Genomic DNA, 23421 nt, shown 5'->3' on the forward strand with positions numbered 1-23421 from the left:
ACCGGGCCGGTCAACAACAGCTTTTGAGATAGCATCCGTGGCCTCTTCGACAGGGCCACCCGGTTCAGAGCGCCACAGCGAGCGCACGAAGCGGACAAGAACATTCGAGGAGGACATCATGCCAGAAGCATTTATCTACGATCACGTGCGCACGCCGCGCGGCCGCGGCAAGAAGGACGGCGCACTGCATGAAGTGCCGTCCGTCCGGCTCGCCGCAACTGCTCTTTCCGCCATCCGCGACCGCAACAACCTGGACACCGCACGTGTCGACGACGTTGTTCTGGGCTGCGTCGATCCGGTTGGCGAAGCCGGTGGCGACATCGGGCGCGCAGCGGTCTTTGCCGCAGGTTACGACACTTCCGTTCCGGGCATGCAGATCAACCGCTTCTGCGCCTCCGGCCTCGACGCCGTGAACATGGCCTCCGCTCAGGTCATGTCCGGCCAGCACGGTCTTGTGATTGCCGGCGGCGTGGAAAGCATGAGCCGCGTCGGTCTCGGCGCATCTGGCGGTGCATGGCCGATCGAGCCGCAGGTCGCCATCCCCTCCTACTTCATGCCCCAGGGCGTATCCGCCGACCTGATTGCGTCCAAATACGGTTTCAGCCGTGACGACTGCGACGCCTATGCGGTTGAAAGCCAGAAGCGCGCTGCCAAGTCCTGGGCGGAGGGCCGGTTCAAGAATTCGGTCGTTCCGGTGAAGGACATCAACGGCGTCACCATTCTGGATCGCGACGAGCACATGCGCCCGGAAACGGACATGCAGTCCCTGGCTTCCCTGAATCCGTCGTTCGAGCTGATGGGTGGCATGGGCGGATTCGATGCCGTCGCCGTTCAGGCGCATCCGGAACTTGAGAAGATCACTCACGTCCACCACGCCGGCAATTCTTCCGGCATCGTCGATGGTGCCGCCGCCGTCCTGATCGGTTCGCGCGCGGCCGGGCGCTCCGCCGGTCTCAAGGCCCGCGCCCGCATCAAAGCCTTTGCCAATATCGGCTCCGAGCCGGCACTGATGCTGACCGGTCCGGTGGATGTTACCCAGAAGCTGCTCAAGAACGCCAAGATGGACCTCAAGGACATCGACCTCTTCGAGATCAACGAGGCCTTCGCCTCCGTGGTCCTGCGTTACCAGCAGGCTTTCGACCTCGACCCTGAGACCGTCAACGTCAACGGCGGCGCAATTGCCATGGGGCATCCGCTCGGGGCAACCGGCGCCATGATCCTCGGCACTGTTCTTGACGAACTGGAACGCCGCGACCTCAACACCGCCCTGGTCACTCTTTGCATTGGCGCCGGCATGGGCACGGCGACGATCATCGAGCGCGTCTGAGGCTGAGCGGAGGAGACAGGAAAAATGACTTACAAGAACTTCACCATCGAAACCGACGCCGACGGCATTGCGCTCATCACCTGGGACATGCCGGAAAAGTCGATGAATGTCATCGATCTGTCCGTCATGGAAGATCTCGACAAGCTCGTTGACGATGTCGCAGCTGACAGCGAGATCAAGGGCGCGATCATCACATCCGGCAAGTCCGCCTTTTCGGGTGGCGCAGATCTGACCATGCTGGAAGGCCTGCTTCAGGACTTCCACAAGCAGAAGGCGAAGGATCCGGAAGCTGCCGCAAAGGCGCTGTTCGAGGGCTCGCGCAAACTGTCGCTGATCTACCGGAAGCTGGAGACCTGCGGAAAGCCTTTCGTCGCGACGCTGACAGGTGCCTGCATGGGCGGTGGCACGGAACTCGCGCTCGCCTGTCATGCCCGCGTGGCAGCTGACGACGACGGCTTCAAGATGGGCCTGCCGGAAGTCAAGGTCGGCCTGTTCCCGGGCGCTGGCGGCACTCAGCGCGTCATGCGCATGACCGACGGCCAGCAGGGCATGCAGTTCCTGCTTCAGGGGCGCACCCTGCGCGCGGCACAGGCCAAGTCCATGAAGCTGATAGACGAAGTCGCGTCGCCGAAGAAGCTCGTCGAAGCCGCCAAGAAGCTGCTCGCCGCCGGCGTCGATCCTGTCAAGCCATGGGACAAGAAGGGCTTCAAGCTTCCGAACGGCCAGATCTATTCTCCGGCCGGCTTCCAGTTCTGGCCTGCCGCGAACGCCATCTACCGCCGCGAGACCTTCGACAACTACCCCGGCCCCCGCTACCTGCTGCATGCGGTCGTTGAAGGCCTTCAGCTGCCGATGGACCTCGCCCTTCAGGTAGAGAGCCGCTACTTCGCAAAGGTCCTGCAGACCCCGGAGGCGGCAAACATGATCCGCTCCCTGTTCGTTTCCATGCAGGAGCTGAACAAGGGTGCCCGTCGGCCGGCCGACCAGCGTCCGAACAAGATCAAGAAAGTCGGCATCCTCGGAGCGGGTTTCATGGGCGCAGGCATTGCCTATGTCACCGCCATGGCCGGTATCGACGTCGTTTTGATCGACCAGACCCAGGAAGCCGCCGACAAGGGCAAGGGCTACTCCGACGGCCTTCTGTCGAAGGCAATCCAGCGTGGCCGCTCGACCGAAGACCAGAAGGCAGAGGTTCTGGACCGGATCACCGCGACCACCGAATATGAAGCATTGGGCGACTGCGACCTTGTCATCGAAGCCGTGTTCGAGGACCGCGCGATCAAGAAGACCGTGACGGAGAAGGCCGAAGCGGTGATGAAGCCGCGCGCCATCTACGCCTCGAACACGTCGACGCTGCCGATCACCTCCCTGGCCGAGGCTTCCTCGCGTCCGAAGAACTTCATCGGCATCCACTTCTTCTCGCCGGTCGACAAGATGATGCTGGTCGAAGTGATCATGGGCAAGAAGACGTCGGACCGTGCCCTTGCAATGGCTCTGGACTACATCAAGGCCATCAAGAAGACCCCGATCGTCGTCAACGACAGCCGCGGCTTCTACACCTCGCGGGTCGTGATGACCTATATCCGCGAAGGCCTGATGATGCTCGCAGACGGCGTTCCGGCGGCGATGATCGAGAATGCGGGCAAGATGGCCGGCATGCCCGTCGGCCCGCTGTCACTCGGCGACGAAGTGGCGCTCGACCTTGCCTGGAAGATCGTCTCGGCAACCCGCAAGGACCTTGGCGTCAACTACGTCGAGGGCCCGTTGGACAACATCCTGGAAGAGATGGTCGTCAAGCGGGAACGCTTCGGCCGCAAGAACGCGAAGGGCTTCTACGACTACAAGGGCAAGGAAAAGAGCCTGTGGCCGGGAATTCCGGAAGTGGTCGGAAAGCCGAAGGCCGCCGAGAGCTTCAACATCGACGAGTTGCAGCAGCGCCTTCTCGTGATGCAGGCGCTCGAAACCGCCCGCATCTTCGAGGAAAAGTGCCTGACGGACGTACGTGAGGCAGATGTCGGTTCGATCCTCGGCTTCGGTTTTGCGCCCTATACAGGCGGTACGCTCAGCTACATCGACATGATGGGCACCACCGAATTCGTGGATCTCTGCAAGAAGTTCACGAAAAAGTGGGGACCGCGCTTCAAGCCGAACAAGCTCCTGCGCGACATGGCGAAGACAGGAGAAACCTTCTACGGCAAGTTCCCGCCGAAGGCGGAGGAAGCCAAGGATCAGGCTGCCTGAGCCAGCCCGGCTTGCCGGAAAACTGCAATGCGATGGGTGGTGGTATGATGCCACCACCTGTAAACACATCTTTAACGAGCATTTATTTGCATGACATCCGTCATTCTTGACACTACCCGCCACTTCTGATCACTCTATAATATGAACTGAGAGATCATCGTCAGAGGAGGTGTCGATGAAGCCAGTCAAAGAGTGGGCCCGCGCCGATGCACTGCGAATGTTTCGTGACAGTGCGCCACGCGATCTGCTTGACTGGAATAGCCTCGCGTCCGAGTTCGGCATATCGCCAAGTCTCCTTGATGACCCGGAAGCCATAGTGCCGATAGACCTGCTTTACGCGCTCTTCGACCGCGCCGCCCAGATCATGGATAACGACGCCATCCTGTTCGATCTGTTCCACATGATGGATCTCGGCAACATCAGTTCCTTCGACTATCTCTTTGTCTGCGCTGCAACTATTCGGGATGGATGCATCGCATGGGAACGTTTCAACCAGATCCGCTCGAATGCCTATCACCTTAGCTATTCGGAGGATGATGGCTTCGGAATCCTCGAGTGGAAATACCAGGATCGCCATGGGCCCTGGCGCCAAAACATGTTCGCGAGAATGGGATGGGCCGTGAAGCGGATAGAAATAGCGTTGGACACGCCTCTACCGCCGATCTCGGTGGAGATGAACAGCGCCCCACCCTTCAAGACTTCCGACTTGCAGCGGCGATACGGCAACCGGCTCAAGTTCGACCGGGAACGCAACGCGATTCTCATTCCGAAGACCATGCTCTCGGTCCAGCCGGTCAAGAATGACAACAATCTCTATGCCATCATCCAGCGCTCTGCTCTGGAGGAGCAGGAAAACCTGTCTCACAGAGATTCACCAAGTTCACTTATCGCAAACGCGATAGCTGAATCGTTGAAGACAGGAACCTGCACTCTGGACGAGGTTGCTCAAACCCTTGGAATGTCGTCCCGCACCGTTCAAAGGATACTTGAAGAAGACGGGACATCATTCCGCAGACTGACAGAGGAAATCCGCAGATCTGCCGCAACCCGCTATCTTCGAGACACGCGCCTACCGATCAAGGAAATCGCGTTCCTCTTGGGATTTTCAGAAATCAGCACATTCTCGCGCGCGGTGAAGAACTGGTTCGGGCAATCCCCAAAGGAGTATCGACGCACCTCGGAAGCTTAGTAATTCAACGAGGACTAACCCCAATTTTCATTGCTTTTCGAAATTCTCGAAGCGCAAGGATCGCTGATGCAACATATTGAATACATTAAGCACCTGAATAAACGGTGCATTTTACCCTTTCGCCTACAAACCTCATTTGACGCAATGCTCCCGAACTGAGAGTATTTTCTTCTGATTTGCAAATATTCGCGATCGAAGGGGGAAAGAATGACCGCTGCGCAACGCTGGAGCCGTGCGGACGTCCTTGGCTATCTTCGAAAAATCCTTCCGGATCCCCGCCTGAATTGGCCGAAAATGGCAGCGGACATAGGCTTTGACCTGGAGCAGCTCGACCAGCCTGACGGCAGGATCGAAATGCGTGCACTCAATGCAGTCTTCGAGAAGATTGCGGTGCTTGTCGAAAACGACGCCATGCTTTTCGACCTGTTCTACGACACACCAGCTGCGGAGCTGTCGCTCTACGACTATCTGTTCATCTGCGCCCCGACAATTGGCGATGGGTGCCAGGCATGGCAGCGCTTCATCGGCCTTAGATGCAATGGCGTCCAGCTGAGCTTCACCGAGCTTGACAATGGTGACGGTTGGCTCGACTGGTCGCAAGCGCCCGAAGACGGACCGGAAACCCAGGTCATGTTTTCACGGATGGGCTGGGCGCTCAAGCGTATCGAGCTTGCTCTTGGAGAAACACCCGCTCCTGTGGCGGTTGAATTGGCATCACCCGCACCAAGGCACACATCCAAGCTTCAGGAACGCTACGAAGGCAAGCTTGCGTTCGATGGAACGCGCAATGGGATACTTTTTCCGTCAGCAATCCTGAAGTCGCGCCCAGTCCGAAGCGAGGCAAACCTTTACGCGATAATCCAGAATCGCGCGCATGATGAGATGCGCTTTCAGTCCAACCAGGCTTCCACGGCTGCAAAGGTGGCAGATGCAATCGCCGAGACCATGAAGACCGGAAACAGCACATTGGCCAAGGTTGCATCACAGATCGGAATGTCAGAACGCTCCGTGCAACGCGCACTGGAGGAAGAGGGCACCACGTTTCGCGCACTCACCGAAGAAATCCGCAGATCCGCGGCGGAGCGCTACTTGAAGGAAACGGATCTGCCCATGAAGGAGATCGCGTTTCTTCTCGGCTTCTCCGAGATCAGCACCTTTTCACGAGCGGTAAAAGGCTGGTTCGGAGTCCCGCCCAAGGCGTATCGAAAGACTGGAGACCTGCACGAACCAGCCTAGATTTTTTGCGTATAGGAACGGTCGAAACACCGCCCGCCAAGATTTGACATTTTACGCCAAGTTATTGACCTGAACACACTCCCCCCTAAGATCGAATGGGTCACGAGGAGGGGTGTGTGAAGACATTAGAGGCCGAGCGCTTACGCGCCGATCCGGTTCTGGCGATCGAGAACCGCATCTTGCGGCACGGAAATAGTTGGGACGCGGTTGCCAGGACGATTGGCTTCGAACCCGATCTGCACCGTAGAAAAAACGCACTGTTCCGTTTCGACAAACTCATTGCGCTTTTGAATCATGCGGCCGAGCTTTGTGGCGATGACGCCGAGATTTTTGACGAGACCAGCAATCTGAGCATCGGTACATTTTCGCTACTCGACTACGTGACGATTTGCGCGCCCTCGGTTCGAAGCAGCCTGAAGAACTGGGCACGTTTTCAGAAGGTTCTCAACAGTGCCCTTTCGACGACGTACCATGAAAAAGACGGGTGGGCGTGCGTGGAGTTCAGTCCCTTTTCCCATCTTGGCGCACACGCGCAATTTTCTTACGCGGTGGCAGCAGGCTCGGCTTCCAGATTCATGAGCCTTTCGCCGGCAATCGCGCCGTGCCTTCGGATTGATGTGGATGCGCCACGCCCGGCGAGTGGATCAGCTTTTGTTTCGGCGCTGGGGCCTCGGATCCGCTTTGATTGCGACCGGCTTCGGCTCTACGTTCCCGACACTGTTCTGGACGAACGACCACCACGCGCGGAGCGAAATCTTTATGAGCTGGTTGAGGACGCGGCCATCAAGAGCCTTGCAAGCCAGCAGGGAAGAAACAGTTCGCTCATGCACATATCTGAATTGATCCGACATCACCTGAAAACCGGCACCGCGTCCGTGCAGACCATTGCTGCTCAGCTGAACATGTCAGAGCGATCATTCCAGCGTACCATCACTGCGCATGGAACGACCTTTCGTAAATTGGTCGAGGAAACCCGCAGGGCCCTGGCGGATCACTACCTTACCGAAACCGACTTGCAGATGAAGGAGATTGCATTCCTCCTCGGGTTTTCCGAGATGAGCGCATTTTCCCGCGCGGCGAAGGGGTGGTTCGGGATTGCGCCGAAGTCCTACCGAACCAGGACAGCTCACTGACCTTACAGGATTTGCAAACAGTTTCACTTTGCCGTGACTTCGGCTTTTGGCTCGCATGGAGATGCTAGGCTACCTCGACTGCAATTGTAGAAGGGGCTCAGGTTTCATGAAGCGTTGCGATTGGAACAACGATGCCCTTTGCGTATGAACACGACTGGATCATCGCAAGACCACTGATCCTGTTTGCAGGAGCGGTAACCCGGCGGGGCATAGACTTCGGCCCGGAGTTGACCCAGCTCGGCGTCACCAAGACCGATCTCGGAGATCCTGAGCGGAGATTGCCGGTCCGAACGGTTTTTGCCGCATATGAACGGTTGGCTGAGGCTATCTCGGATGACAGCGCGACATTCGATATATTCGATCATGCTCCCGTCGGGCACGGAAGCCTGATCGACTATGTCTTTCTTTGTGCGGCCAACCTCGAAGAAGGGCTGAAAAACTGGGAACGCTTCTGGCAGGTTCGCAGTAGCTGCGTCCAGATCGGATATGATCGCGCCAATGGGTTCGCGAACGTAGAGATCGTTGTGCCGGACCATTTCGGTCCGAGCAGTCAATTTGCGTTCGGTTTTATCGCCCTGCTCTGCAGCCGCATCGAAGACATCGTCAGCGACACGTACCCGCGCTTCCATGTCGAGACCTCAAGCAAGGCGCCTCAACAAACATCGCATTTCCAGGAAAAGTTGGGCAGCAGGCTACGTTTCGAATGCGAGCGCAACAGGATCCGGATCCCTGAACAGCACCTGCAGCTGATATCGAGTCGTGCGGACCCTTCCCTCTTTAAAATCATCGAGGACGCTGCGCTGGCGCAACTGATCGATTTGCGCGGACGTCACTCACAGGCAAGTCAGATCGCCGCAACGATTAGCCAGGGCCTCAGAACAGGAAATTGCTCGATTGATTACGTCGCCGGCACGCTTGGAATGTCACCTCGCGGACTGCAAAGAAATCTCGAACGCGAAGGAACGAACTACCGTTCGGTTCTGGATGAGGTGAGACGTTCGATCGCGCAACGATATCTGGTCGATACCAACCGACCTATCAATGAGATAGCCCAGCTTCTTGGCTTTTCGGATGTCAGCACCTTCTCTCGAGCCGTCCGGAACTGGTTCGGGATCCCGCCGACTGGCTTTCGTCATCGCCTTCAAACGGCCCCCGGGGCGGGCGGTCTGCGACACCGGTAATGTCCGATTTTCCTGTGGGATGGGGCCCGTGCATATTTTTCGATCCACCCACCGATGTCATTTTCCGTCCCGCCACCGTCTCTGTAGCAACCACATTGAAGGGGCGGCATATTCCTCAAGGCACCTAACAACCTTCGAGGGAACAAATTCGATGTGACACTTGTATTATGTAAAATCCCGTAGGATTGAAAATGTTTCCAGATCTCTAATCATTGACAATTTCCGCCATAGCAGCACTAAACCGCATCCACATGACAAAATGCATTAGCGCCCAGACAGAACAAAAGCTCTGTCCCGGTGCAGTGCTGATATGGAAGAGTATCCTGGAAAGAAAAACGGTACGGGATCGCCGGATTTGGCCTCACTGACGATCCCGCACCTAAAATTTACCTGACGGATCAGCGCGGTGGAGGGAGGAAACCGCCGCCGAACCCTTCGGGCAGGAAACTGGAACGCACGGTCCGCCAACCACGTTCTCCATTCCACGTGCCCGCACCAGGCATTATCCGAACCTTGTGACGCTCTTTTCAGACGTCGGTCGCAGGGATGAATCAGTTACATACGATGGGGCGCGTGCACCTGATTCTTTTCGTTGTGCCCTGCCGCGTCTGACGGCGGCTCGGATCAAAGGCGCTGCGTACAAACCCCGGGAGGAGGGTTTGAAGGTTGCCAGCCCCTTCTTGACGCTAAGTAATAAGCCATTACGACCGTCGTGTAATTGGCATGAGAAAACTCACATTTAACCATTTATGCCAATTTTCCGATTTTTCGTTTGCCTTCGGAATGCCACCTGACCACGCGCGCATCGCGCCTGATTCGAAACCCACTCACTGAGTCATCGCCATTGTATCTGCGCGTGCAAACGCCTAGATACGAACTTGTGACGGACGTCCCGTCGGCCACCCAAGATTTCAGGTGCATGAATGACCGACCAAAGACTTTACCGCTTTCTTGGTGGCTCGCCCGGGCAGGTGATTCTTCGTCTGGTCTTCCTGTCCTTTGTCGTCGGCGTCATCCTGTCCGCTCTCGATCTCGAGCCTCTTCAGATCGTCGACATGGCTGTACGGTTCGTGCAGCGGCTCTGGGAAATGGGCTTCGATGCGCTCGGCAACATCCTGCGCTATTTCGTGATCGGTGCCGTAATCGTGGTACCGATCTGGCTGGTGTCGCGCGTTCTCCAGATGGGTCGGCGCGGTTAGCGCAGAGTTTTACCCTGCCTTTGCCAGTGCACCGGCCTGGAATGCCGTTGCCACTCGATGAAGTGTGACGTGCCTGTCCGCGAGTTCGGCGATATCTTCCGAATAGCCACCACCGATCACGGCTGCGAGTGGCAGCCCTGCGTCTCGCACGCTACGTATGACCAGCTCGTCGCGCCGTCTGAGACCGCCCCGTGACAGGGAAAGCCGCCCGAGCCGATCTCCCTGATATGGGTCGACACCAGCATTGAAGAAGACGATGTCATATCGCGCGGCATCGAGAAGACTCGGCAGGATCTTGGAAAGTCTCTCGAGATAGGCCTCATCTTCCAACGCATCCTCCAGCCCCACATCCAGATCCGACGCGACCTTGCGAACCGGATAGTTCTTCTGGGCATGCATTGAGAAGGTGAAAACCGTGTCATCGCCTGCAAAGATGTCGGCGGTGCCGTCGCCCTGGTGCACGTCAAGATCAATCACCAAAGCCCGCTCGATAACGCCATCGGCCTGCATCACGCGAATCGCAACGGCAACGTCATTGAAGACGCAGAAGCCTGCTCCGTGCGCCTTGCGTGCATGGTGGCTTCCGCCCGCCGTATTACAGGCCATTCCGTGTTTCAGGGCAAGATAGCCTGCGAGGACCGTTCCGCCGGTGGCGCATCTTGCCCGCAAGGCGATGTCCTCCTTCATGGGAAACCCGATTTCCCGGGCGATCCTGTCGGGAACCTGACACGAAAGAACCTGCTCGACATAGGTCGCGTCATGAGCCAGCGCGAGCCATTCGAAAGGCGCCGGCCGCGGTTTATGAAAGCGGCCGCCATCAAGAAGCCCTTCCTCCCGGATCAGGTCGGCAACAGCCCGGAACTTGTCCATCGGGAACCGGTGGCTCTTGTCAAGCTCGGCGCAATAGGCAGGGTGATGAACGATCGGAAGTGTCATGGCCTACAATTATAGAAGAAGGCCAGCCGTCGGCCAGTGTTCCGGTCCCACGGCAATAGCGTTTGACCTTGCGTCGTGAGTGCGCGAAGAAGGCTGACGTCCTTCCGAGCCAGCTCCCCCATGACCGCCAGCACAACTTCCCAGCCATTCTCCGTCACCCATCGCGGCGTTCTTGCCATCGCCGTGCCGATGACCCTCGCCTATCTTTCGACACCGCTCCTCGGGGTCGTCGATACGGCCGTGATCGGGCGTCTGGGCGATGCGGCACTGGTGGGCGGTATCGCAATCGGCGGGGTGATCTTCGACCTCGTCTTCACCACCTTCAATTTCCTGCGCTCGGGAACGACTGGTCTGACGGCCCAGGCGTTCGGCGCAGGCGACCAGTCCGAAATCCGGGCAACCTTCCTGCGGGCCATGATCATCGCGATCGTAGCCGGTCTTGCCGTCGTCCTGTTGCAGGCTCCGCTCCTCGAGATTGGCCTTGCCTTCCTGGGCGGCAGCGAAGAGGTACAAAACGCGACACGGCGGTACTTCGAGATCCGCATCATCAGTGCGCCGCTGCTTCTGGCCAACTACGCGATCCTCGGCTGGTTCCTGGGGCTCGGACGCGCCACGACGGGCTTGATGCTTCAGCTCATACTCAACGGCATCAACATCGTTTTGTCGATCCTCTTCGTCGTCGGCCTCGACTGGAGCATCGAGGGGGTCGCACTGGCCACGGTGCTCAGCGAGCTCGTCGCCGTTATTTGCGGCGTGGGCCTTGTCCTTCATGCGACCAGAGGCACTCCCTGGCCGGCGATGGATGTGGTTCTGGACCGGCGCCTGCTGATGCGGATGATGGCGGTCAATCGCGACATCATGATCCGCTCCTTCTCGCTGCTCTTCGCCTTTGCCTTCTTCACAGCCCGCTCGGCGGACCAGGGCGATGTCATGCTCGCGACAAACGCGATCCTGGAGAAGTTCTTCATCGTCGGCGGCTACTTTCTCGACGGCCTGGCGACCGCCGCAGAACAGCTTTCCGGACGCGCGATCGGTGCGCGATACCGTCCGGCTTTCGACCGGACAATCCACCTCACGGCGATCTGGAGCTTCGTCCTCGCCGGGCTGCTCGCTCTCTTCTACCTCCTGCTCGGGCCATATCTGTTCGATCTCATGACCGTCTCGCCTGACGTGCGCGAGATGGGCCGGATCTACCTGCCCTGGGCCGCGGTCACGCCGCTGTTCGGCGTTCTCGCTTTCCTGATGGATGGTGTTTTCATAGGTGCGACCTGGTCGCGGGACATGCGCAACATGATGCTGTTGTCTCTCGCGGTCTTCATCGCTGCCTACTACGTCCTGTTCCCGCTTATGGGGAACCACGGCCTTTGGCTGGCACTGGAGATCTTCCTCGGCCTCAGAGGCATCAGCCTCGGCCTGATTTGCCGGCGCCGGGCAGACACTGCCTTTTAAGCAGCCCTGCCCGCAGTTCAGCGCGTCAGTCTATGGACGCTGACGCCCAGGCATCCGCATTCATGCCGCGCGCTTCGTCAAGGCTCGACAGGCCATGCTTGTCCAGTTCTCGCGACAGGCCATTCAGGATCTCGCCGATCAGCCCCATGCCCTTGTAGGTGAGCGAGGAATAGAGCTGGATCAGGTTTGCCCCCGCCGTGATCTTGGTCCAGGCGGTCTCCGCGCTGTCGATGCCGCCGACACCGACAATCGGCAGGTCGGGCCCGGCGAGCTTGCGGGCCTTGGCAAGGGCAATGGTCGAACGTCGGAACAGGGGTTTTCCGGAAAGGCCACCCGCCTCGTCGCGGCGCGGATCCGGCTTCAGGCCGGTGCGGGCAATGGTGGTGTTGGACACGATCAACCCGTCGACACCCTTGGCCAGCACTTCCTCGACGATCTCCGCCATCTCCTGATCGCTGACATCGGGCGCGATCTTCAAGAGCACCGGCACCTTGCGGCCCAGGGTCCGGGTCTTCTCATCGCGCGCGGAGATAACGCCGGTCAGCAGCTCCGCCAGCGCATCGCGTGCCTGCAGGTTCCGCAGACCCGGTGTGTTGGGAGAGGAAATGTTGACCGCGAAATAGGACGCCAGATCGGCGAACATCTCGATGCCGGCAACATAGTCGGCGACCCGGTCGGTCGCATCCTTGTTGGCGCCGACATTGATACCAACGATGCCCGTTTGACGGTGGCGGCCTTCGAGACGGGCACGCAAGGCGGCATGGCCCTCATTGTTGAAGCCATAACGATTGATGACGCCCTCGTCGGACGGAAGACGGAAAACGCGCGGCTTCGGATTACCGGGCTGCGCCTTCGGCGTGACGGAGCCTACCTCCGTATAGCCAAAGCCGAGCTTCAGGAGCGCGTCAGGCACTTCGCCGTTCTTGTCGAAACCGGCGGCCATGCCGACCGGATTGGGGAAGTCGAGGTCCCACAGCTTGACCCGCAAGCGCGGATCCTGCCGCACCCGGCAAGCCGGTACGAGGCCGCTCTTCAGGGCCTTGATCGTCACACCATGCGCGGTTTCCGCGTCCATGGCATGCAATCCGGCAATGGCCAGTTTGTCCAGAAGAGGAAAGACCATCATCCGAGCTCCGGAAATCTATGTGCACCGTCCGCATCGAGCGGCAGTTCCCGGACCCAAACAGCCACCTTGGGGTCGAGTGAACCGTAAAGGTGCGGAAACAGGGCCCCGCCGCGCGAGGGTTCCCACTTCATGGTGTCACCGAAGGCATCGGCGTCGAAGGCGGCCAGAAGCAGGTCGGACTGGCCGGCGAAATGCTTGGCTGCCGTTTCGCGCACCTGCTCGGCGGTGGAGAAATGGATGTAGCCATCGGCGAGATCCACCGGGGCGCCCCTGAAGCAGCCTTGTGCTTCGGCTTCCTGCCAGAGCGACCGGGGAAGGATCTTGTAGATCAGTGCCATGAGCCTTCGGTTCTTTCCTGAAATGATGCTGTCGGGTCCCCCGCCGAGGCGGGAAATTTCGGCGGACCCTACTGCCAAGCCCCGGGACCGACAAGGGATCTTCACCGGTCGCATGCGCTCGGCGGCGCAAAACATAGACTTTGACAGAGATTCCTCTGCCGAACATAATCCGCGAGAGGGATTTATTCCTGTCGCCTCACACGAAACGGGAGACAGACCATGCTGTCGCACGCGCAAGTCTGGGCAGCCATTGACGGGCTGGCGCAGCGTAACGGCCTTTCCCCCTCTGGTCTGGCAAAGCGTGCCGGTCTCGATCCAACGACATTCAACCCGTCGAAGCGCTTTGCCTCGGATGGGCGCCCCCGATGGCCGTCCACAGAATCACTGGCAAAGATCCTCGAAGCAACCGGCGAAGCACTCGGACAGTTCGTCGCCGGTATGGGCGCACATGCTGGATCTGAAATGCACCGCGAGCTGCCGATGACAGGCCTCTCGGAAGCCGCCAGCGAAGACACGTTCGACCCCAAGGGCCTGCCCGCGGGCAAATTATGGTCGCAGATGGCCTTCCCTGACCCGTCCATTCGCGGCCAGTTTGCGCTCAAGGTCTCGGGAGACGAGATGCTGCCGCTCTATCGCGACGGCGACGTCATCATCGTCGCAAGAGACATGCCGTTGCGCCGGGGCGACAGGGTCGTCGTCAAGGTCAGACATCGCGCCCTCACCGTCCTGCTCCTCGATCGGCGAACGGAGAGCGGCATGGAGTTCGCAGGCCTCGACCACGATGGGAGGGTAACGCACGTTTCCCATGAGGATATCGACTGGATCGGCCGCATCCTCTGGGCCAGCCAGTAGGGATCCAGAAAGGTCTGCCAATGGCACTCAACCTTCGCCCATTCGCTGTGCCAGCGCTTCTCATCGGCCTTTCAGGCGCAGCCGTTGCATGGCTTCTCATCGCGGAGCCACCTGCGGCACCAGAAGCGGAGCCGAGCGTGCCTGCCGGATCCTTTTCGCTGCGCAGCGGGACAGAAACCTTTTCCGACGCCTCGGGAAACAGCAGCCGCGAAGACACAGTCTCTGCCAACGACGCCGGAGCGGTCCCCCTGCCGAGCGACATTCGCAATGTCTCGCCGGAAGGCATCAGCGCGCCCGTTGTGACAGCGCCGCTGACCCGGATCGAACCATCCGAGCGCTACCTGGAACTGAAGGATCCGCCAGTCGAACCGCTTCCGCCCGGGCCGATCGAACTGAAGCGCCCGCAGGTCGTCGATGCCGGGACGCTGCGCACGAAGGATCTCACGGTTCGGATCGCCCACATTACGGCGCCTTCAGCCGAGGAGACCTGCGTCTCGCGTCGCGGCGGAACGTGGCCGTGCGGCGCGCGCGCCAGAACATCCCTGCGCGGTCTGATCCGGATCTTCACCGTCACCTGTGAAAAGGTTGCGGATCTTGGTCCGCGGGAAATTTCGGCTCTCTGCAGCCGCCGCAACACCGATATCGGGGCGTGGCTGGTTGAATATGGCTGGGCAGACCCTGCCGAAGGCGCTCCTGAAAGTTATAAAGAACTGGCTGCAGCCGCACAGGACAAGAAGATCGGCAAATGGCAAGCGGAGTGGCTGGAAATCCCGCTCAGTGCTGCGGACGGACCCGAAACGCCAGAGGTCGATCTCGAAGGCCTTCTGCCAGAGGGAAGCGACCCTGAGAGCTGGCTGGGATCCGAGACAACCGGCAACCCCTTTGACCTTCCCTCGGACGCCGCCGGCAGCACCGGATCAGATGCCGGAGCGCCTATAGTCGGGCAAGGTCTTCTTCAGCCCCTTCCACCGCCAGACTGACGCCGTCTTCCGTGTAGGTGCGGTCGATCACGTCTAGCCCGAGGTCGGCGATGCGCCGCTCAAGGTCCGAACTGTCGGCAAATGTCGCCGACAGGGTCCGTCTGCCGCGTTTGACGAAGGGAATGAGATTGGCGTTGGCAATCGCGTCGGCCGCCGCGCCCGAGTAGGCCCGCGCAAGCCCTCCGCCGCCAAGCTTCACCCCACCGAAGTAGCGCACCACGATGACGCCCGCCTCGATGAGCCTAGCGCCCTGCAGAACCTTGAGCGTCGGCATGCCCGAGGTGCCGGACGGCTCGCCGTCGTCCTTGCCGCTTTCCTCTATCCTGCCGTCCTCCAGAAGGTGCCGGTGAGCGGTAACGAAGTGGTTCGCCTTGCGGTGTTCCTTTCGCAGCTCCTCCAATCGTGTCTCGAAGGCAGCAAGCGGCACGAGGAACGCCAGAAACCGGGACTTCCGGTCTTCCAGAAAGCCCTGATACTCGGAGGCGATTGTCATGAAAGTCGAGGCCATGGCGCTTGCCTAGCCCTCACCCGGGGCGGGTGGTGCGCCAGCCTGGGCGAAGGCTGCGGCCCCCTTCGGCGTGAGGGCATAGACGCCGCGTTCCACCCGTTCGAACCAACCGTAGTGGTCATCCGCCATCAGCCGTGTGGCCGTACTGACCCCCGTCGACCGCGCCACCTCCGCCCCCTTGCTTGGACCATTTGCATCAAGATGGGCAGCACAGCGCAGCGCGTCCTGACGATAGGCGGTCACAAGTGTCACCCGCGTCGAGCCGCCTGTGTTCGGGTCGCCGACCCGGCGCGCAAATTCGCGCAGCAAGCGGATCTTGCGCGGTTTCATCTTGCGTGGCTTAAAGGTCGCAGGATCCTGATGCACTTCGACCAGCCCGTCTTCAAGGCGTACGGTTATAAGCCCGAGCCCCAGCCGACGAGCCAGCTTCAGATTGTTCTTGAGGGCCGCCTGAAAGCGTTTGCCCTTGTTGCGCGGCACGGCGACATAGACCGCATCGGTGATCGACTGGCGCGCGATGGCCTGGTGAAACAGTCCAAGACTGAACCCGGTCTTGAGTTCCACGATCACCGGATCTTCCGTGCCTTTGCAGGCGACGACATCCGCTGACCCGACTTCCGCCTTCACCTCATAGCCCTGGGCACAGAGATAGGCCTTGATCGGCGGGTAGAGATCGGTTTCGAGGATGTCGGCCACGGGCCTTGCTCCCTAGGCGGAAGCCCGGAAATGCTTGGAGAGCTTCAGCGCCTGCCCCTGGTAGTTGGAGCCGATGCCCTCGCCATAGAGGGTCTTCGGACGCTCGGCCATTTTTTCATAGACGAGACGACCGACCGTCTGGCCGTGTTCGAGGATGAACGGCACGTCATGTGAGCGCACCTCCAGAACCGCACGGGACCCGACACCCCCTGCACCGGAGTGACCGAAACCCGGATCGAAGAACCCGGCATAGTGGACGCGGAATTCACCGACCAGGGCATCGAACGGGACCATCTCGGCAGCAAATTCAGGCGGCACGTGAACAGCTTCCTGGCTGACGAGAATGTAGAATTCGTTGGGATCCAGGATGAGTTCGGCAGCGCCGCGGCGATAAATCGGCTCCCAGAAGTCGAGCGGCTCCTGCGCTCCGGGCTTGTCGACGTCGATCAGTCCGGAGTGGTGCTTGGCGCGATAGCCGACGAGACTCCCCTGCCCCGCGCCCTCAAGGTCAATGGAGAGCTGGACGCCGCCGCCAATGCGCTCGTTGCCACCGCTCATCAAAGTATGAACCTTGTGCACCTCTTCCAGTGCCTCGTCGGAGATGAGAGACACGCCACGGCGAAAGCGGATCTGGCTGAGACGGGATCCGGTGCGCGCCAGAATCGGGAAGGTCAGCGGCGAGATCTCGGCATAGAGAGGGCCGTTGTAGCCGGCCGGCACCGTATCGAAAGCAAGGCCGTGGTCGGTGATGACGCGGGTGAAGACATCAAGACGCCCTGTCGAGCTCTTCGGGTTAGCCGTGGCCGAGATGTCCTGCGGCAAGGCCAGATTTTCGAGCAACGGAACGATGTAAACGCAGCCGGTTTCAAGCACCGCTCCGTCGGTCAGATCCACCCTGTGCAATTTGAGGGTCTCAAGCCGGTCCATGACAGTGCTTTCCGGGCCGGTCAGGAAACTTGCCCGCACACGGTAAGCGGAATGGCCGAGGCGCAGGTCGAGGCTGGCCGGCTGGATCTGCCCGTCAAGCGGCGGTGCCTCGGCGAAGATCGTGCCATCTGCGAACATCTGCTCGATCGTGTGCGCCGGCAAAATGCCTGTCGGTGCTTGCGTCATGACCCATCCCGCGACATGTGTCTTATTTCCTTTGTTTACCGTGCTTAACGGATTGAACCAACGAGGCCAACAGCTTTCCTTGGCGAGATTGACGCATTTGGTTTTTTATCCTATGGACAGGCCGAACTCGTGGTGATTTGGGCCGGCCGGCTTGCAGCCACGTTAAACAAGTAGCTAAAGAGGCCGGGTTGCAAAACCCCGGTCTTGAGGCCGGGTTTTTTGCATTTGGAGCAGCTTTCGATGACCAACGACACCCAGAAGACATGGCGCCCTGCCACCCAGCTCGTGCATGGCGGCACCACCCGCTCGCAGCATGGCGAAACGTCGGAAGCCATGTTCCTGACGCAAGGGTTCGTCTATGACAGTGCCGAGGCCGCCGAGTCCCGCTTCAACGGCGAAAATCCGGGGTTCGTCTATTCCCGCTACGCCAATCCGACCGTGTCCATGTTCGAGGACCGGATCAAGATGCTCGAAGGGGCGGAAGCTGCGCGCGCGACGGCCTCCGGCATGGCAGCGGTCAACCTTGCACTGATGGCCTCGGTCAAGGCAGGTGACCATGTGGTTGCCGCCAAGGCGCTGTTCGGCTCCTGCCGTTACATCTGCGAAACCCTGCTGCCGCGCTTCGGCGTTGAAAGCACACTCGTCGACGGCACCGACATCGAGCAGTGGAAGGCCGCCATTCGCCCGAACACCAAGGCCCTTTTCCTGGAAAGCCCGACCAACCCGACGCTGGAAATCATCGACATTGCCGCGGTCGCAGAGATCGCGCACTCCGTCGGTGCAAGGCTGATCGTCGACAACGTCTTCGCAACGCCGCTGTTCCAATCGCCCCTGGCGCTGGGAGCCGACGTCGTGGTCTACTCCGCAACCAAGCATATCGATGGCCAGGGCCGCTGCCTTGGCGGTGTCGTGCTGTCCGACGAGAAATGGATCGTCGATGAGGTGATGCCCTTCGTCAAGCACACCGGTCCACACATGAGCCCGTTCAGCGCCTGGGTGCTGTTGAAGGGGCTTGAAACCCTGCCGCTCCGGGTTGCCCAGCAGACGTCGAGCGCAGCCAAGATTGCCGATTTCCTTGCCGGTCAGTCCAACGTCACGCGCCTGATCTATCCGGGCCGGAACGACCACCCGCAGGCCGAGATCGCGAAGAAGCAGATGACCGGCGGCTCCACCATGCTGGCCTTCGAGGTTGCCGGCGGCAAGGAAGCGGCATTCCGCGTTCTGAACGCACTTGAGATCGTCAAGATCTCCAACAACCTCGGCGACGCCAAGAGCCTGATCACCCACCCGGCGACCACGACCCACCAGTCGATCGGCGAGGAAGCCCGCGCCGAACTCGACATTTCCGGCGGTCTTCTGCGCCTGTCCGTGGGCCTTGAAGACGCCGACGACCTGATCGAGGACATCGCAAAGGCCCTCAAGGCCGTCTGATCAGCGAACAAACATCCGGGAGGGGTTCTATCGCTTCTCCCGGCTCAGCAACCGCGACACCATCACGACGCGCGCTGCCGCCGAGACGACACACACGGCGGCAAAGCCATAGGCGAGAAGCGCAAAACCTGATGGCCAAAGGCACATGAGGCAGAACAGCGCGATCGTCTCCGCACCTTCAGCAATGCCACTCAGGTAGAACAGCGACTTCTGCCCCTGTGCCGTGGTGACAAACCCGCGCTTCTCGGCAATGACCGCGAAAGCCAGGAAAGCCGATCCGTTGGCATAGAAGCTGAAAAGCAGCACGGCAGCCGCCAGAGCGTTGCCGGCCGGATCCTGAACGGCAAAGGCAAGCGGTATTCCGCCGTAGAAGATAAAATCCAGAACGATGTCGAGATAGCCGCCGAGATCGGTCTTGCCCGTGACACGGGCGACGGCTCCGTCCAGTCCGTCACAAAGGCGGTTCAGAATAACAAAGATCAGGGCCAGATCACTGCGCCCGGCACCGATCAGAGCGCCGGCGACGAGGGCAAATCCAAAGCCCGTGAGGGTGATCTGATTGGCGGATGCACCGCGCGCGGCGAGCCATCGACCGGCCCTGTTCAGCGGCGGGTCGATCAGGGGGCGCAGGCGGGCATCGAACATTAAACGCGAATCCGATCTGGAAAAGCAGGCGGGTCTGCATTAAATGCGGGATCTTGCGGCCAGCTGCAACCACGCGGGTTTCACGCTTGCGTCATGCGCTCTATAAGAACCACGCACATGAACGCCACGCCGCTCAACAACCAACGGGTGATTTGGAATTGTCAGGAACGTATCGCGCCACGACCAACGGCATCGAGGTTTCGGTGGAGCCATACTATCTGGACGACGAATCCGAACCCGATCACGGTCACTTCGTCTGGGCCTATATGGTCGAGATCCATAACGGATCGGATGTGCCCGTCCAGCTTCGAACCCGCTACTGGAAGATCGTCGACGGGCTCGGCCGTGTCGAGGAAGTGCGCGGTACCGGTGTCGTCGGGGAAGAGCCCTGGATCGAGCCGGGCGACACGTTTGACTATTCGTCCTGGTGCCCGCTGAAGACCAACTCCGGCATCATGCAGGGCAGCTACGGCATGGAGCGCGAAGACGGCAGCAGCTTCGATGCCGACATCCCGGCGTTTTCTCTCGACCTTCCGGACGACATTCGCAGCCTGAACTGAGAAAGCCCAGGCCGCAGATCAGCGTCAGCCGCGCTTGAAGCGGGCGATTGCGCCGCGCTCGATGGCGGCGGTGGTCAGCTTGTCGAGGTTGAAGCGGTCACGCAGCAGCTGAAGCACGCGAAGTTCTTCCGGAGAAACTCCCAGATCGGCGGCAGCAACCTCGACGCCAAGCGCATAGGCCGTGTCGTAAAGATGAACCGGAAGAACATCGGCGATCAGCGCGAGAACGTCGCTAAGGCCGGTTTCCGACTGCAGGCGTTCGCCGCACCGCTGCGCCGCCGGCAGAACATTCGCCGCGTCGTAATTGGCAAAGACCGGCAGGCTCTTGGCGATATCGCCGATCTTGGCCAATTCGCTGTCGGTCATGGAATTGTCCGATGCCGACATGATGACCATGACGTAGACGAGTGCTTCCTGAATGCTGATTGTCGTGTCCATACCCAGTATGTGCCCCTTCCCGGCCCGTGATGCTTGGTTTTCATCGTCGCAGCGACAGGTAGACCTTCCAGTCTTTACCTTCAAGGCGCAAGAACGCCATATCTTCGTTGACGCAAGCCCTGACCTTTTCTAGTGTCGCCGCGCTTCCCGCAGGTCGAAGCCGACCTTGCGCGCGAGAAGCTTTCGAATTTCCAAACAAGCAGAACGAACCTCACATCATGACAGACCGATCCCTGCCACCGCTTGACCTTTCGCCAGAACTCGTCGAGGCGGCCCGGACTTCCAAAGCCTGGCCGTTCGAGGAAGCGCGAAAACTGGTCAAACGTGTCGAGAAGCGGGATCCGTCTCGTCCGGTTCTGTTCGAAACCGGCTACGGTCCGTCCGGCCTGCCGCATATCGGTACCTTCGGCGAGGTTGCCCGTACGACCATGGTGCGCACCGCGTTCCGTCTTCTGACAGAGGACAAGATCCCGACACGGCTCTTGTGCTTCTCGGACGACATGGACGGCATGCGCAAGATCCCGGACAACGTTCCGGACAAGGCCGCGCTTGAACCCTACCTGCAGATGCCGCTGACCGTCGTGCCGAACCCGTTTGGCGGCGACTACAAGAGCTTCGGCGATCACAACAACGCCATGCTGCGCCGGTTCCTCGACACCTTCGGCTTCGACTACGAGTTCGCCAGCGCGACCGAGTACTACAAGTCGGGCAAGTTCGACGAGATCCTGCTGACGGCAGTTGAGCGTTACCAGAAGCTCATGGACGTGATGCTGCCGACGCTCGGAGAAGAGCGCCAGGCGACCTACAGCCCGTTCCTGCCGATTTCGCCGATCTCCGGCCGCGTGCTCTATGTTCCGATGAAGGACGTGAACGCCAAGGACGGCACGATCACCTTCGAGGATGAGGACGGCACGGACGTTACCCTGTCCGTCACCGGCGGCAACGTGAAGCTGCAGTGGAAGCCGGACTTCGGTGCCCGCTGGGCAGCTCTCGATGTCGACTTCGAGATGTTCGGCAAGGACCACGGTCCGAACATGGGCCTCTACGACAAGATCTGTAAGGTTCTTGGCGGCACTCCGCCGGAGCACTTCGTCTACGAACTGTTCCTGGCCGACGACGGCTCGAAGATCTCCAAGTCCAAGGGCAACGGCCTGACCATCGACGAGTGGCTGACCTACGCGCCGACCGAGAGCCTGGCGCTCTACATGTTCCAGAAGCCGAAGACCGCGAAGAAGCTCTATTTCGACGTGATCCCGAAGGCGGTCGACGAGTATTTCACCTTCGCTCAGAAATACGCCTCGATGCCGGTGGAGCAGCAGCTGCAGAACCCGGCGTGGCACATCCATTCCGGCAAGGTTCCGGACATTGACCTGCCGGTGCCCTTCGCCATGCTGCTGAACCTCGTGTCCGCATCGAACGCGGAAAACAAGGACGTGCTCTGGGCCTTCATTACCCGCTACGCTCCGGGCGTGACGGCTGAGACCCACCCGCACCTGGACCAGCTCGTCGGCTACGCGATCCGTTACTTCGACGACTTCGTCAAGCCGAACAAGTCGTTCAAGACTCCGGATGATGTGGAACGCGATGCGCTTCAGCAGGTGGACGCAGCGCTTGCCGCCATGCCCGCCGATGCGGACGGTGCCGTCATCCAGAACGCAATCCTCGATGTTGGGCGCAAGATCGAGCGCTATCAGGACCAGAAGAAGAAGAGCCCGGACGGTGGCCCCGGCGTTTCCGTCCTGTGGTTCCAGGCGCTCTACGAAGTCCTGCTCGGTCAGGAAAAGGGCCCTCGCTTCGGCTCCTTCGTGGCACTCTACGGCATTGCCGAGACCCGCGCCCTGATCGCCAAGGCGCTTGCCGGTGAACTGACCGTCTAAGGCACCCGGCGGTGAAGAAACATGAGGAGCGGCGCATTGCGCCGCTCTTTTCATTTCCGCGCCCCCGAATGTCTCAGCTTACCGGCGATAACGATGGCGATAGGAACTCATCTCGTCCTTGAGCCTGCCGATCTCCTTCAGGATCCTGTTCGTTTCCGCGCGAATGAGCAGCCGCTCGGCTTCGGCCTCCACCGCGATTTCCTTCTGCACCATTTCCGTTTCGAGCTGCATAAGGCGCATTTCCGACAGGGCCTCCGCAGCAACCTCTGCCTCGTCCTCAATGGCGATAGCCTCATCGACAAACGGGGCAGTCAGGAGCATGAGAGCGAGAAAAAGGACGAGCAGCCAGGGTAGAACCAGGAATATCCAGATCAACGGATAGTCCCCTGCCAGATGAACCAGCTTCGAAAGCGTCTCCAGGTCGGCGATGACAATCCGGATCAGCGTCTCCATCGCCTTGAGGGGTGTACCGAACTCATTGGCAAGAAGGTCGGCCAGAAGTTCTCCAGCAAGCAGAGACAGGGCCAATAAACCCGCCAGAAGGACAACGGCAGCTCTGGCCAAATCGCGAAAGATACGCTGCCCAAATCGGCCCACGCGAATGACCATGCGGATCCGCTCATGGAACGGGAAGATCCTGATGACGAAGACCAGCCGGATCACCACAAGAACCGGGGTCTGGGTGAGCGCCGCGACGAGCACGACCACCGCGTCGAACACGTTCCAAAGACGGCGCGTGGCCTCAATCCCCTCCAGGGAGAAGCGGAAGGTGATTTCCAGGGCCATCACCGCAAGGATGGTCCAACCCAGAAGGTCCCGCAGATCGGCTAGCTCCCGTGCCACCGCGTCCTGTCGCATCACCGCAAATGCAAACGCGGCCAGAACGACGACAAGATGGCCGACCCGGTCGAGCCGCCGTCTCAGCGGCTCGGGAATCTCGCGGTGCTCCATATATTTGCTCCCCTG

The 23421-nt window shown here is 60.0% G+C and carries 22 protein-coding genes and 1 riboswitch; of the genes, 13 read left to right on the plus strand and 9 right to left on the minus strand.

The genetic code is table 11. The features are described from left to right. Positions 1 to 118: 118 nt before the first annotated feature. From ACN0SY_RS05345 to ACN0SY_RS05375, 7 genes are all read left to right on the plus strand, one after another. Positions 119 to 1327 carry an acetyl-CoA C-acetyltransferase gene (locus ACN0SY_RS05345; protein WP_417685115.1) on the plus strand — a complete coding sequence of 403 codons (1209 nt, stop codon included), beginning with the start codon at positions 119 to 121 and terminating at the stop codon, positions 1325 to 1327. Between the two features lie 24 nt (positions 1328 to 1351). Next, entirely contained in the window at positions 1352 to 3568 is a 2217-nt protein-coding gene (locus ACN0SY_RS05350) for a 3-hydroxyacyl-CoA dehydrogenase NAD-binding domain-containing protein (RefSeq protein WP_417685117.1), read from the plus strand. A 175-nt stretch (positions 3569 to 3743) separates the two neighbouring features. Further along, the gene (locus tag ACN0SY_RS05355) at positions 3744 to 4757 is read left to right on the plus strand and encodes a helix-turn-helix domain-containing protein (RefSeq protein ID WP_417685119.1); all 1014 of its coding nucleotides are present in this window, start codon (positions 3744 to 3746) and stop codon (positions 4755 to 4757) included. Between the two features lie 207 nt (positions 4758 to 4964). Further along, positions 4965 to 5993, plus strand: a complete 1029-nt coding sequence (locus ACN0SY_RS05360; protein WP_417685121.1) for a helix-turn-helix domain-containing protein — start codon at positions 4965 to 4967, stop codon at positions 5991 to 5993. Between the two features lie 95 nt (positions 5994 to 6088). Next, complete coding sequence (locus tag ACN0SY_RS05365; protein ID WP_417685123.1) at positions 6089 to 7126, plus strand: helix-turn-helix domain-containing protein; 1038 nt, start codon at positions 6089 to 6091, stop codon at positions 7124 to 7126. A gap of 131 nt (positions 7127 to 7257) precedes the next feature. Then, positions 7258 to 8307 carry an AraC family transcriptional regulator ligand-binding domain-containing protein gene (locus ACN0SY_RS05370; protein WP_417685124.1) on the plus strand — a complete coding sequence of 350 codons (1050 nt, stop codon included), beginning with the start codon at positions 7258 to 7260 and terminating at the stop codon, positions 8305 to 8307. Positions 8308 to 9230: 923 nt separating this feature from the next. After that, positions 9231 to 9506, plus strand: coding sequence for a DUF6460 domain-containing protein (locus ACN0SY_RS05375; protein ID WP_417685126.1), 276 nt, complete (start codon positions 9231 to 9233; stop codon positions 9504 to 9506). Positions 9507 to 9515: 9 nt separating this feature from the next. Here ACN0SY_RS05375 and ACN0SY_RS05380 read toward each other — a convergent pair whose 3' ends face one another. After that, entirely contained in the window at positions 9516 to 10442 is a 927-nt protein-coding gene (locus ACN0SY_RS05380) for a histone deacetylase (protein WP_417685128.1), read from the minus strand. Between the two features lie 120 nt (positions 10443 to 10562). Here ACN0SY_RS05380 and ACN0SY_RS05385 point away from each other — a divergent pair, with 120 nt between their 5' ends. Further along, positions 10563 to 11891: an MATE family efflux transporter gene (locus ACN0SY_RS05385; protein ID WP_417685130.1), complete on the plus strand. Its 1329-nt coding sequence runs from the start codon at positions 10563 to 10565 to the stop codon at positions 11889 to 11891. Positions 11892 to 11916: 25 nt separating this feature from the next. On the opposite strand, the gene ACN0SY_RS05390 is transcribed toward ACN0SY_RS05385, so the two are convergent. Then, entirely contained in the window at positions 11917 to 13014 is a 1098-nt protein-coding gene (locus ACN0SY_RS05390) for a quinone-dependent dihydroorotate dehydrogenase (RefSeq protein ID WP_417685885.1), read from the minus strand. Continuing rightward, the gene (locus ACN0SY_RS05395; protein ID WP_417685131.1) at positions 13014 to 13355 is read right to left on the minus strand and encodes a DUF952 domain-containing protein; all 342 of its coding nucleotides are present in this window, start codon (positions 13353 to 13355) and stop codon (positions 13014 to 13016) included. Before ACN0SY_RS05395 ends, ACN0SY_RS05390 begins: the two co-directional genes overlap by 1 nt. 219 nt (positions 13356 to 13574) lie before the next feature. Between ACN0SY_RS05395 and ACN0SY_RS05400 the strand changes: the two genes are divergently transcribed. After that, a complete protein-coding gene (locus tag ACN0SY_RS05400) occupies positions 13575 to 14207 on the plus strand; it encodes a S24 family peptidase (protein ID WP_417685133.1) in 633 nt (210 codons plus the stop codon). 20 nt (positions 14208 to 14227) lie between these two features. Next, entirely contained in the window at positions 14228 to 15187 is a 960-nt protein-coding gene (locus ACN0SY_RS05405; RefSeq protein ID WP_417685135.1) for a thermonuclease family protein, read from the plus strand. Here the strand turns inward: ACN0SY_RS05405 and ACN0SY_RS05410 are convergent. The 3 genes from ACN0SY_RS05410 to ACN0SY_RS05420 are packed head-to-tail and all read right to left on the minus strand — an operon-like array spanning position 15141 to position 17504. Then, positions 15141 to 15695 (minus strand): YigZ family protein, encoded by a 555-nt coding sequence (locus ACN0SY_RS05410; protein ID WP_417685137.1) that lies wholly within the window; start codon positions 15693 to 15695, stop codon positions 15141 to 15143. The two genes, ACN0SY_RS05405 and ACN0SY_RS05410, sit on opposite strands and share 47 nt — an antisense overlap. 9 nt (positions 15696 to 15704) lie before the next feature. Then, the gene (locus ACN0SY_RS05415) at positions 15705 to 16391 is read right to left on the minus strand and encodes a DUF2161 domain-containing phosphodiesterase (protein WP_417685139.1); all 687 of its coding nucleotides are present in this window, start codon (positions 16389 to 16391) and stop codon (positions 15705 to 15707) included. A 12-nt stretch (positions 16392 to 16403) separates the two neighbouring features. Continuing rightward, positions 16404 to 17504, minus strand: coding sequence for a 2'-deoxycytidine 5'-triphosphate deaminase (locus ACN0SY_RS05420; protein WP_417685140.1), 1101 nt, complete (start codon positions 17502 to 17504; stop codon positions 16404 to 16406). A 119-nt stretch (positions 17505 to 17623) separates the two neighbouring features. Then, a riboswitch (SAM riboswitch) is annotated at positions 17624 to 17703 on the plus strand. 41 nt (positions 17704 to 17744) lie between these two features. Between ACN0SY_RS05420 and ACN0SY_RS05425 the strand changes: the two genes are divergently transcribed. Beyond that, on the plus strand, positions 17745 to 18935 hold the full coding sequence (locus ACN0SY_RS05425) for an O-succinylhomoserine sulfhydrylase (protein ID WP_417685142.1): 1191 nt from the start codon (positions 17745 to 17747) through the stop codon (positions 18933 to 18935). Positions 18936 to 18962: 27 nt separating this feature from the next. On the opposite strand, the gene ACN0SY_RS05430 is transcribed toward ACN0SY_RS05425, so the two are convergent. Then, positions 18963 to 19580 (minus strand): CDP-alcohol phosphatidyltransferase family protein, encoded by a 618-nt coding sequence (locus ACN0SY_RS05430; RefSeq protein ID WP_417685144.1) that lies wholly within the window; start codon positions 19578 to 19580, stop codon positions 18963 to 18965. A gap of 158 nt (positions 19581 to 19738) precedes the next feature. Between ACN0SY_RS05430 and apaG the strand changes: the two genes are divergently transcribed. Further along, positions 19739 to 20140 (plus strand): Co2+/Mg2+ efflux protein ApaG, encoded by a 402-nt coding sequence (gene apaG, locus ACN0SY_RS05435; protein WP_417685146.1) that lies wholly within the window; start codon positions 19739 to 19741, stop codon positions 20138 to 20140. A gap of 24 nt (positions 20141 to 20164) precedes the next feature. On the opposite strand, the gene ACN0SY_RS05440 is transcribed toward apaG, so the two are convergent. Next, a complete protein-coding gene (locus ACN0SY_RS05440; protein ID WP_417685148.1) occupies positions 20165 to 20578 on the minus strand; it encodes a tellurite resistance TerB family protein in 414 nt (137 codons plus the stop codon). Positions 20579 to 20796: 218 nt separating this feature from the next. Here ACN0SY_RS05440 and ACN0SY_RS05445 point away from each other — a divergent pair, with 218 nt between their 5' ends. Then, the gene (locus ACN0SY_RS05445) at positions 20797 to 22455 is read left to right on the plus strand and encodes a lysine--tRNA ligase (protein WP_417685149.1); all 1659 of its coding nucleotides are present in this window, start codon (positions 20797 to 20799) and stop codon (positions 22453 to 22455) included. Positions 22456 to 22533: 78 nt separating this feature from the next. Here ACN0SY_RS05445 and ACN0SY_RS05450 read toward each other — a convergent pair whose 3' ends face one another. Next, the gene (locus tag ACN0SY_RS05450; RefSeq protein ID WP_417685151.1) at positions 22534 to 23406 is read right to left on the minus strand and encodes an ion transporter; all 873 of its coding nucleotides are present in this window, start codon (positions 23404 to 23406) and stop codon (positions 22534 to 22536) included. Between the last annotated feature and the right edge of the window lie 15 nt (positions 23407 to 23421).

Origin of the sequence: Roseibium sp., assembly GCF_048261595.1 — a bacterium.
GTDB lineage: Bacteria > Pseudomonadota > Alphaproteobacteria > Rhizobiales > Stappiaceae > Roseibium.